The 10,525-nt window shown below is 70.8% G+C and carries 10 protein-coding genes; 3 read left to right on the top strand and 7 right to left on the bottom strand.

Features of this window, described 5'->3' with window-relative positions; genetic code table 11:
• Positions 1 to 254: 254 nt before the first annotated feature.
• Positions 255 to 1,652 carry a class I SAM-dependent RNA methyltransferase gene (locus HMPREF2883_RS02215; RefSeq protein ID WP_070658769.1) on the bottom strand — a complete coding sequence of 466 codons (1,398 nt, stop codon included), beginning with the start codon at positions 1,650 to 1,652 and terminating at the stop codon, positions 255 to 257.
• Positions 1,649 to 3,757 carry an APC family permease gene (locus HMPREF2883_RS02210; RefSeq protein ID WP_070658767.1) on the bottom strand — a complete coding sequence of 703 codons (2,109 nt, stop codon included), beginning with the start codon at positions 3,755 to 3,757 and terminating at the stop codon, positions 1,649 to 1,651. Before HMPREF2883_RS02210 ends, HMPREF2883_RS02215 begins: the two co-directional genes overlap by 4 nt.
• 91 nt (positions 3,758 to 3,848) lie before the next feature.
• Here HMPREF2883_RS02210 and HMPREF2883_RS02205 point away from each other — a divergent pair, with 91 nt between their 5' ends.
• Positions 3,849 to 4,472 carry a potassium channel family protein gene (locus HMPREF2883_RS02205; protein WP_256277292.1) on the top strand — a complete coding sequence of 208 codons (624 nt, stop codon included), beginning with the start codon at positions 3,849 to 3,851 and terminating at the stop codon, positions 4,470 to 4,472.
• Positions 4,473 to 4,475: 3 nt separating this feature from the next.
• Positions 4,476 to 5,138: a potassium channel family protein gene (locus tag HMPREF2883_RS02200; RefSeq protein ID WP_004565026.1), complete on the top strand. Its 663-nt coding sequence runs from the start codon at positions 4,476 to 4,478 to the stop codon at positions 5,136 to 5,138.
• A 12-nt stretch (positions 5,139 to 5,150) separates the two neighbouring features.
• Here HMPREF2883_RS02200 and HMPREF2883_RS02195 read toward each other — a convergent pair whose 3' ends face one another.
• Genes HMPREF2883_RS02195 through HMPREF2883_RS02180 form a run of 4 tightly spaced genes read right to left on the bottom strand, consistent with a single transcriptional unit; the run spans position 5,151 to position 7,382 of the window.
• The gene (locus tag HMPREF2883_RS02195; protein ID WP_070658763.1) at positions 5,151 to 5,930 is read right to left on the bottom strand and encodes a DUF3159 domain-containing protein; all 780 of its coding nucleotides are present in this window, start codon (positions 5,928 to 5,930) and stop codon (positions 5,151 to 5,153) included.
• A 33-nt stretch (positions 5,931 to 5,963) separates the two neighbouring features.
• Positions 5,964 to 6,341 (bottom strand): OB-fold nucleic acid binding domain-containing protein, encoded by a 378-nt coding sequence (locus HMPREF2883_RS02190; RefSeq protein WP_070658762.1) that lies wholly within the window; start codon positions 6,339 to 6,341, stop codon positions 5,964 to 5,966.
• Positions 6,342 to 7,049: a DUF3710 domain-containing protein gene (locus HMPREF2883_RS02185; protein WP_070658760.1), complete on the bottom strand. Its 708-nt coding sequence runs from the start codon at positions 7,047 to 7,049 to the stop codon at positions 6,342 to 6,344.
• Positions 7,050 to 7,076: 27 nt separating this feature from the next.
• Entirely contained in the window at positions 7,077 to 7,382 is a 306-nt protein-coding gene (locus HMPREF2883_RS02180; RefSeq protein ID WP_004565030.1) for a DUF4193 domain-containing protein, read from the bottom strand.
• 320 nt (positions 7,383 to 7,702) lie between these two features.
• Between HMPREF2883_RS02180 and sepH the strand changes: the two genes are divergently transcribed.
• Positions 7,703 to 9,181: a septation protein SepH gene (gene sepH, locus HMPREF2883_RS02175; RefSeq protein WP_070658758.1), complete on the top strand. Its 1,479-nt coding sequence runs from the start codon at positions 7,703 to 7,705 to the stop codon at positions 9,179 to 9,181.
• A 14-nt stretch (positions 9,182 to 9,195) separates the two neighbouring features.
• On the opposite strand, the gene HMPREF2883_RS02170 is transcribed toward sepH, so the two are convergent.
• A complete protein-coding gene (locus HMPREF2883_RS02170; RefSeq protein ID WP_141759002.1) occupies positions 9,196 to 10,524 on the bottom strand; it encodes an alkaline phosphatase family protein in 1,329 nt (442 codons plus the stop codon).
• Position 10,525 lies beyond the last annotated feature (1 nt).

Below are 10,525 nucleotides of genomic sequence, written 5' to 3'. Positions count from 1 at the left end.
CGCCGACGCCGACCCCCACCGAGGAGCCCACGCCCGGCACATCGGCCAGCACACCATCGAATAGCAGCAACCTGGCGAGCACCGGCTCGAACGTCATGCCAGTCATCGCAGCCATGGCTGCATTCCTGGTGACGGGATATGTGATCCTGGCAGTCCGTCGTCGCGCATCGTGACCATCGTCGGCTGACTAGGCTCCTTCCCGGAGCATGAGATGGGCCCCAGTCCTTCACGGACTGGGGCCCATCTCCATGACTTCAGACTCTGTCAAGCACCGCGATCGTCTCGAAGTGGTGAGTGTGCGGGAACATGTCCAGAGCACTCATAGAGCCCAGCGCGTAGCCGGTTCGCAGGAGGGTTCCCAGGTCCCGGGCCAGGGCCGCCGGGTCGCAGGCCACCAGGACGATCCGCTCGGCCCCCAGGGCGCCGACGGCCTCGACGACCTCGCGCCCGGCCCCCTGCCTCGGCGGATCGAGGACGACGACGTCGGGGCGGCCGCCTTTGAAGGAGCCGGCGAGCTCGCGCACCGAGCGGGCGCTCACACGGCCCGACGCCAGGCGTGCGGCGGGGTGGTCGTGCAGTGTGCGGCGGGCGTCGCGAACTGCCTGCTCATTGCCCTCCAGGGACAGGACCTGACCACCGTCCCCCACCAGGGCGGCCAGCGGCAGGGTGAACAGGCCGGCCCCCGAGTAGAGCTCCAGGACGCGACTGCCCGCGGCGCCTTCGAGGTCCTCCCCCAGAGCGCCTCGCACGACGCGCTCGACCAGCACCCGTGGGGCGTCGACGTGCACCTGCCAGAAGCCCTCGGCGTGAACGGAGTAGGTCAGCTCCCCCAGTCCTAGTGCGGAGGCGTCCACGACCTCCCGGACTCGGCGCCGTCCGGTGCTGCGGGCCTGGGCGGTCAGGAGCCGCTCGTCGAGCAGGACGACGGGCTCACCGCCGCTGGGGGCGATGGCCTCGATGCGCATGCCGGGCCGGTAGTGGGCGCGCCAGCGGGAGCGCTCCAGCAGTCCGATCTCGGTGATGGCGCCAACTGCCAAGGGCAGGCGGCGCAGGGGCAGGACCGTCCCGGAGCGGAAGGCGTGCATGCCGGGCCTGCCGTCCTCGCTGACCGTCAGGCTGATGCGGGTGCGGGTGGCGGTTCCGGCCAGGGCGCGCCGGCGGGCGCTGCTGGAGGCCTGAGCCGCGGCGTCAGTGGGCATGGGCTCGACCGGCACTGCGGCTGCGCCGGAGGCCTCGGGCAGGGCGGCGACGGCGTCGGCCACCTCCTGCCCACCGATCCGGCGCAGGCAGTCGGCCAGGACCCAGCGCTTCCAGGTGCGCTGGGCGTCCAGGGCCACGTGGGCGAGCTCTCCCCCACCCACGCCCGCTGGGCCGGCCTCGGGCCAGACGGACTCGACGCGGTCCGGGGAGGCCTGGAGGATCTCAACGGCGTCGGCACGCCAGGTCCGCGAGGTCATCTCGGTCAGGCGGGCCCGCACCGTCTCACCGGGCAGGGCGTGGCGCACGAAGATGACCCGACCGCCCGGATCGTCCACGGGGCGGGCCACGCAGTGTCCGCCGTGTGCCGGCGCCCCCACCGCCAGGGTCAGCTCGCGCGGCTCGCCACGGCTGGGGGCGGGCTGTTCTCCGATCCTGCTGGGCTGGGAGGTCATCGATTCTCCTGGGGGTCTGCATCGACGCCGCCAGTGCTGGAGCTGCTGTGCTGGTCGAGGTGGCTGAGGTGGCTGTCGACGTGACGGCGCATGGCGACGTCGGCGTCAATGATGCCCTCAGCGGTGCGGGCGCGCACACCGTGGTGGATGTGCCGCTGTCCGGGCAGTCCCAGCTGCCAGGGCACGGAGGCCACGACGACGCCGGGGGTGAACAGCAGGACGGTCTTGAGGCGCAGGGCGGTCTGGTTGTGGAGGATCTGCTCCCACCAGTGGCGCACGATGTACTCGGGCAGGAAGACGACGACGAGGTCGCGGGGGGACTCACGGCGCACCGAGCGCACATAGTTGATGACCGGGCGGGTGATGTCCCGGTAGGGGGAGTCCAGGACCGTCAGGGGCACGGCGATGTCGGCCTCCTCCCAGGCGTCCAGGAGGCGCTCGGCGCCGCCGTCACCGGTGTCCACCGTCAGGGCCTCCAGGACGGTGGGGTGGGTCGACTGGGCGTAGGTCAGGGCCCGCAGCGTGGGCTGGTGAAGGCGGGAGGCCAGGACGATGGCGTGGACGTGGGCCGGCAGGACGCGGGCGTCGTGGAGGTCGGAGATGGCCACTTCCTCGCTGACTCTGCGGTAGTGGCGGCGGATCCGGTTCATCACCAGGTAGAGCAGCGCCATGATCGTCAGGGTGATCCAGGCTCCTCGGGTGAGCTTGGTGAGCAGAACGATGACCAGGACCGTCCCGGTGCCCAGCACGCCGATGGAGTTAATGATGCGGGCGCGGTACATGCGTGAGCGGGCCCGCGGCTCGGTGGCGATGGTCAGCTCGCGCGTCCAGTGACGCACCATGCCCACCTGGGAGAGCGTGAAGGAGATGAACACGCCCACGATGTAGAGCTGGATGAGGCGGGTCGTGTTGGCCTCGAAGCCGATAAGGAAGGCCACAGCCCCCAGCCACAGGACGATGATGCCGTTGGAGAAGGCCAGGCGGTCGCCGCGCTGGGAGAGCTGGCGGGGCAGGAACTCGTCACGGGCCAGGACGCTGGCCAGGACCGGGAACCCGTTGAAGGCGGTGTTGGCGGCCAGGACCAGAATCAGCCCGGTGACGGTGGCGACCAGGTAGAACATCGGGCGGAAGCCGGAGAAGACGGTCGCGGCGATCTGTCCGATCGCGGGGTCCTGGTGATAGCTGTCCCCGACCGGGACGCCGTTGCGCAGAAGCTGGTGGGCCGGATCCTCCACCATGCGCACGCCGACGGCGCCGGCCAGGTGGATGACGCTCATGAGCATCAGCGCGGCGATTCCACCCAGGAGCAGCAGCGTGGTGGCGGCGTTGCGGGACTTGGGGCGCTGGAAGCTGGGCACGCCGTTGGAGATCGCCTCCACACCGGTCAGGGCCGCGCACCCCGAGGAGAAGGCCCGCAGGACCAGGAAGCCTCCGGCCAGGCCAGTCAGGCCCTGCTCCCAGCCGGCGTGGGTGACGACGTCGAAGCCGGCGGACTCGGCCCGCCCAAGGGTCCCGGTCAGCTCCTGGATGAAGCCGACGACGGCCATAATGCCGATGACACCCATGTACAGGTAGGTGGGAATGGCAAAGGCCCGGCCCGACTCGCGCGAGCCGCGCATGTTGAGCACAGCCAGGACGGTGACGACCGCGACGGCGATCTCCACCTTGTAGGGGACCAGGGCGGGCAGGGCGGCCGCGAGGTAGGAGGTGCCCGAGGACACCGAGACCGCGACGGTCAGGACATAGTCACTCAGCAGGGCCGAGGCCACCAGGAGACCGGCGTGGGAGCCGAGGTTGGCCGAGACCACCTCGTAGTCGCCGCCGCCCGAGGGATAGGCGTGGACAGTCTGGCGGTAGGAGGCCACGACCACGACCAGGACGCCGACGACGGCCAGGGCGACCCACGGGGACAGGGAGATCGCGGCGACGCCGGCCACGGCCAGGGTGATGAGCACCTCATCGGGGGCGTAGCCCACGGACGACAGGGCGTCGGAGGCGAATACCGGAAGGGCGATCCTCTTGGGCAGGAGCGTCTCCCCCAGAGCTCCGCTGGGGACAGGACGGCCGACGAGAAGCCGCTTGATGCGGTCTGCGAAGTCACGCACGTCTCCAGATGTTACGTCCCTGGCCCGACAACGGAGTACCGTCTTCCTCGTGCACTTCGTCATCATGGGCTGTGGCCGCGTCGGAGCGTCCATGGCTGTTCAGCTCGACCGTATGGGACACTCGGTGTCCGTCATTGACCGCTCCTCGGACTCCTTCCGCCGCCTGCCCTCGGACTTCAACGGCCGCAAGGTCAAAGGGGTCGGTTACGACCGCGACGCCCTGGAGCAGGCGGGCATCGACGAGGCCTACGCCTTCGTGGCCGTCTCCAACGGGGACAACTCCAACATCGTGGCTGCGCGCGTGGCCCGGGAGAGCTTCGGCGTGGACAACGTCGTCGCCCGGATCTACGACTCGCGGCGAGCCGACGTCTACGAGCGCCTGGGCATCCCCACAGTGGCCACCGTGCGTCAGACGGCCGACCAGATGATGCGCCGCATCCTGCCGAGCTCCAGCGCCCGCGAGCTCGAGGATCCCTCGGGCACGGTGGCTCTCATCCAGCCCAGCGCCTCCCCGCAGTGGGTCGGTACGACGATCGGGGCCCTGGAGGACCGACTGAGGGTGCGGGTGGCCTGGATCTCGCGTGATGCCACGGCGCTGCTGCCCGAGGCCGTCACCGTCATCCAGGAGCACGACCGGCTGCACCTGGCGGTGAGCACCGACCGTATCGGTCAGGTCCGCCGAGCCCTGTCACACGCCCCGACCCAGGAGGCCTGAGCCATGCAGATCGTGATTGCCGGAGCCGGATCCGTGGGCCGTTCCATCGCCCGCGAGCTCATCAGCCACGGCCACGAGGTCACCCTCGTCGACCGTTCCACCGAGGCCATGCGCATCGCCTCGGTCCCGCAGGCCGACTGGCAGCTGGCCGACGCCTGCGACATCGATGCCCTGGAGCGCGCCGGGGCCGAGACCTGCGACGTCATTGTGGCCGCCACCGGGGATGACAAGGCCAACCTGGTCATCTCCCTGCTGGCCAAGACCGAGTACGGGGTTCCCCGCACGGTCGCGCGCGTCAACAATCCCAAGAGCGAGTGGCTCTTTGATGAGACCTGGGGTGTGGACGTGGCCGTGTCGACCCCGCGTTTCATGACGGCCCTGGTGGAGGAGGCCGTCAGTGTCGGCAGCCTGGTGAGCATCTTCCACTTCCACCAGTCGGGCGCCTCCATGCACGAGCTGACCCTGCCGGAGGACTCACCGGTCATCGGCGAGCTCGTCACCGACATCGAGCTGCCGCCCCACACGGTGCTGGCGGCGATCCTGCGCGACTACCGCCCCATCACACCGGACCGCGACGAGCGCTTCGAGCGCGGCGATGAGCTCATCTTCCTCACGGCTCGGGAGGGAGAGTCCAGTCTGAAGGAGCTGCCCCTCATCTTCACGTGACGCTGAGCGGCGCTACCGCTGAGCAAGAGCCTGGGCCTGGGCGATCCGGCTGGGGGCCACCAGCAGCCAGATGAACCACAGGGTCACGGCATACAGCGGCACGCCCAGGATGAGGCGGGCCACCCCGAGGTAGGACACGGCCTGGGCGCCGGCCAGGTAGAGGGGCACCTCGACGACGAGCCGCAGGGCGAACATGAGCGTCAGGACCCAGGTGCCTGCGTGGTAGCGGCGCCGGACAAGGCGCAGGGCCGGCTCGGTGCGCCAGGCCGAGGGTCGTGCGGCGGGATCGTCGTCGGCCTGCGGCGCCTGGGCGCTGCCCGAGTCCTTGCTCGCGCCGCTGTCCTCATCACTGCGGTCGGACTCGTCGGTGACGCGATGCCACAGCGTCATGAGGGCGCCCACGATCGGCCAGCCGATGAGCAGGGAGACCAGGCAGGCGACCAGCCAGGCCGCGTTGATCATGAGACCGGTGGCGTAGAAGTTGGAGGCGTCGCCGCTGCGCCAGGCCCACAGGGCCGAAACCAGGACCAGCACGACCCCGCCGACGACCTGAACCGGAGACTGGCGCTGCACCAGGCGGGCCACGAGGCAGATGGCGCTGATAGCCAGGGAGGCGATCAGCGCCGCCACCAGTGCGGTGGGCCGCACCGCCATGACCAGGACGAACATGAGAGTAGGCACGACCGACTCGAGGATGCCGCGCCACCCGCCCACGGCGGCCATGGCGTCGAAGCGCTCGGAGTCGATGGCTCCCAGGCCCGTACGGGTGGTTCCCGTGGAACGGCTGCTCATTCGATGGTCCTTCCCGCAGGTGGCTGCCGGTTGTTACTGCCCCGGCCCCAGCAGGCGATAGGCGGGGTTGTGGATCTGCTGGCGGTGGGTGCCGTCGGCGACCCGCCCCTCGGCGAGGAGATGGACCCCCGGCTTGATGCCGGGGATGCGTCGCCGGCCCCACCACACCAGGTCGATGCTGCCGGTGCCGTCGTAGAGCTGCCCGACGAGGATGGGCTTGTCCTGGCTCGAGCGGTAGGTGACCGCCTGCAGCACACCGGAGACACGGGTCCGCTGACGCGAGGTCAGCGAGCCGATCGGATCGGTGCCCCGCCGGCTGGCGGAGCGCTCCTCGTCCTCGGCCTCGAGGAGCTCGCGACTGGTGTGCAGCGATTCGTGGAGCCGCTTCACCCAGGCCGACAGCGCCCCCATTTAACGCACTTCGGAGATGGTCGGGCCGGGCGCCAGCGGGTCGATGCCGGGCAGCTCCTCGGCCTCGGGGCCGGTCACGGCTCCGGGCGCGTGCAGGGGCAGGATCTCGCGGGGCGGACGGGCCTGGCCGTCGCGGACGACGACGATTCCGCGCAGTACCTCCCGCAGCGCCTGAGCGGAGTGCTCGGCGGAGGCGGCCGGTCCCTGGAGGACGCCGCGCAGGAACCAGCGGGGGCCGTCGATCCCCAGGAACCGGATCGTGCCGGTCACCATCGTGCCGTCGGGCCCGCGCATGGGCAGGTGAGCGACCAGCTCGGTACCGTGCTCCCCGTGGCTCTCCTCGTAACGGGCACCGTTTCCAGCGAGCTCGTTGGCGATGTCACCGCGCAGCTCGTCCCAGATGCCCGCGGTGCGCGGCGCGGCAAAGGCCCGCAGCTCGAGCGCCGAGCCACCCAGCGCCAGGACAACGGCGGTGACGGTACCGTCGGGCGCCTGCTCCAGACGCAGCTGCATCCCGTCAACGGCCGGGACCTGCAGCGCGCCCAGGTCGATGCGGGGCACCTCCTCCTGGTCCTCGGGAAGCTCATTGAGGTCCCAGGGGCCGGAGGCAGCGGCCTCGTCGGGGTCGTCGCTGCCGGGGTCGCGCCCGAGGGTGGACTCGTCAGAATCGGTGGTTGCGTCGTCACGACGGCGCGAGAACAGTCCCATGGGGATCTCCTGAGTTGGGTGGGAACATCAGCCGGCGCAGTCTGCGCACACCGGAAGACCGGTCGCCTCGTCGACGAAGGCCAGCTGGCTGCGGTGATGAACGAGGAAGCACTCCGAGCAGGTGAACTCGTCCTCGAGCTGAGGAACCACGTGAACGCTCAGCTCCTCACGGGACAGGTCCGCCCCGGGAAGCTCAAAGCCCTCGGCGGCCTCGTTCTCGTCCTCCTCGATCGCGGCGGATGACTGGTCCTTCTGCCGCGAGGTCAGCTCTTCGATGGAATCGGCCTCGGGCTCGTCATCATTCTTGCGCGGGGCGTCGTAGTCGGTCGCCATGGCCTCGTCACTCTTTCTGTCGACGGCTCTCGGGTGACCTTCGCAAGGCGGGAGTCGAGCCGTGCACGCGCACCGGCGTCGTGCCGACGATTCAGCGCCCCCGTCCCAGAAGGCACGCGCACAATAGCACCGCCAGGTGGCCCGTCAAGCCAAATCGCCCGACGAAGGAACACGATTCGCTTTCAGTGCGTCCGCCCCGAGGGTTTTCACGAGGGTATTCACACCTGCTTCACATGTGGCACACCGCTGCGCCTCCCACGGCTCGGCGCCTGCGGATGGCAGGCTGTGGAGCACAGTGGAGCATATAGTGCTGACACGGGATGAAGGAGGCCCCACCCATGGTCGAGCTCGAGCTGCTGGGTGCCAACGGTGACACGATTGTCATGACCGACGAGGACGGCGAGCGCTACAGCATCGTCGTCGACGACGCCCTCAGGGCCGCGGTGCGCCGTGACCGCGGAGCGATCCTGCCCCCGTCGGGGACGGTCGCAGGGGCGCCGGCGCCCCTGCGCCCCCGGCAGCTCCAGGCCTACATGCGCGCCGGCGCGACCGCCGCCGAGGTCGCGATCAGCACGGGTATGGACGTGGAGCACGTGCGCCGTTTCGAGGGGCCGGTACTCGCCGAGCGCCAGTGGGCCGTCTCGCAGGCCCAGTCCTGCCGGATCGGCTGGGAGAAGGACTCCCCCCTGCTCGGCGAGCTGGTGGTGGACCGGCTGGCCACACGCGGTGTCGACCCTTCCAGCCTGGAGTGGGACGCGCTGCGCGAGGGCCGCGACCCCTGGCTCATCATGGTGACCTTCGTGCAGTCCGCCGAGGAGAAGCAGGCGCGCTGGTCACTGGACCTGACGGCTCGCGCGGTTCACGCCCTGGACGATGAGGCGCGCTGGCTCACCGAGGCCGGAGCGGGGGCTAAGCGCCCGGCCGTCTTCGACCAGGACTCGAAGGCTCCTGGAGCCTCCGCCTCAGCGCCGTCGGCGCAGTCGGGGAACTCCCCCGCGGCTGCGGGCTCAGCTGCCAGCGGCGCGGTCTCGGCCGCCTCCGCCCCGGCTGCGGCCTCCGGCGAGTCCACCGGGCTGGCCGTCGAGATGCCCGCCGGGATGCTTCCGGTTCGGGAGTACGGTCGCCCCACCAGTGGCGCCATGTCGGCCGATGACACTGATGCGCTGCTGGCCGACCTGGCCTCCAGCCGGGGCCGGCGCGTCGAGATGGAGATGCCCCAGGACGACGAGCTGAGCGGCTTCGCGGGAGCGGGGAACGGCGACGAGGACGCCTTCACCGACCCTCACGGCATCGACTACACCAGCAGCCCCGAGAGCCCTGAGGTCCCCTCACCCCCGGCCCGGGGCATGGAGGGGCGCCGCGCCGAGGCCGGTGCCAGGGCCACCGATGAGTCCTTGGAGCAGGCCGAGGGCCTGAGCGCGCAGGTCTACTCGATGTCGGAGCGCAGGCGCCTGCACACCGGCAACCACCCGGCCGGCACCAGGCTGGTGACGGCCTCCAGCGCCCCCTCGGCGGCGCCGTCGGCTCCGAGCCCCGCGGTGGAGCGCATTCCCGTGGGACGTCGGGCACCGTTGGGGGCGGACAGTCCCACTGAGCCGGTGCCGGAGATCCCCATGCCCTCGCGCTCCGAGGTCCTGGCCAAGGCCTCTCCCGGCCCGTCGGCCGCCTCTGCGGCCGGTACGCAGGAGCCCCTGCCCGACATGCCCAGGACACCTCCGGCCAAGAAGAAGTCCCGCCGTCGCTCACGGCGCTCCGTGCCCTCCTGGGACGAGATCGTCTTCGGCGCCAGGCCCGAGTAGCCGGGACCGGGACCTCAGGCCTCGGTGATGAGCAGCGGCACCTCGGTCTCGGCCGGGGTGAAGGAGCCGTGGACGCCTGGCATGGCGATGGCAGACTCGGAGTGGACCCGGGGGTCCACGAGGACCCAGTTCTCGGCCATGGCCACGACGACGTCGCCGACGACGCCTCGTGCTCGCGCTCCGAGGGCGCCCAGGTGCTCGCCGGTCTGCTCCCTGGTCCCGATCCACATCGCCCGCTCCCCCAGAACGTGGCGGTAGCGCTGAGCCACCTCGGCGGCGAGGTCCGCGTCGCCGCAAGCGACATGCAGGTGCGTCAGCCTGGGCTCACCGGCCACGGCGACGACGTCGCGGACGAGCTCACGGTGGGCGCTCAGGTCGATGCGGTGGTCGGGATCGGTGTCGACCATGCCGTGGTCGGCGCTGAGGAGGATCCTGGTTCCGGCGGGGACGCGGCGGACCAGCTCGGCCATGGCGGCGTCGAGGCGCTCGAGCTGGGCCAGCCACTGCTCGCTGAGCCACCCGTGCTTGTGACCGGTCTTGTCCAGCTCGCCGACGTAGAGGTAGACCAGCGGGGTGCCGCGGCGCAGGGCGCCGGCGGCCAGACCCGGCCGGTCCTCCAGCCGGTCGGCTCCCAGGTGTGAGGCGCCTCGTAGGGCGGCCTCGGTCAGGCCGGAGCCGGCGAAGCGGGTCGGCCCGATGCTCACCGCGCTCCCAGCCGGAAGCCGTTCGAAGATCGTGGGCACGTCCTGCCAGGACCTGGGGCTGGGGACGTTGTCGCCCTTCCAGGTGATGAGGCTGAGGACCTGGTCGGGGCCGGGGACGGCGGAGGGGCCAAGAGCGGGCCCCAGGCGGGGGTTGAGCACCGAGTAGCCGACCATGCCGGTGGTGCCGGGCAAGGCGGAGGTGCCCAGCATGGTCAGGGCCGCAGCCGTCGTCGAGGGCCGGCAGGTGAGGATTCCTGCACCGGTGCCGACAGGTGCGGTCTCGCGCTGTGCCAGCCACCGACGCAAGGTGGGGGTGTGTCCACGACGCTGACGGAGCATCTCCAGGCCCAGCCCGTCCACGAGGACGACGACGGTTCCCGGACCACCGGATTGCCCGGGCTCACCGGCCGGCTCGATCCCCCAGCTGTGGGCGACCGCGCGGGCCCGGGCGTCGCAGACGACTGGCTCAGTGGATTCACCGGTGGGGCTGACGTCGATATTGCCGTCATGCCCGGTGTCAGCCAGGAACAGTCCGGCGCTGACAGCGCCGACCGCCAGGACGTAACGAAGCGCCGGATCCTGCGGGCAGTCCGGGACAGGAGCCGATGCGGGCTGCCCGCTGGCGCTCCGGGTTCCCATG

It is taken from the genome of Actinomyces sp. HMSC075C01, from assembly GCF_001812965.1.
In the GTDB taxonomy this organism is placed as follows: domain Bacteria; phylum Actinomycetota; class Actinomycetes; order Actinomycetales; family Actinomycetaceae; genus Actinomyces; species Actinomyces acetigenes.
Note: the sequence above shows the minus strand (reverse complement) of the source record. Positions and strands in the feature narration are given on the sequence as shown.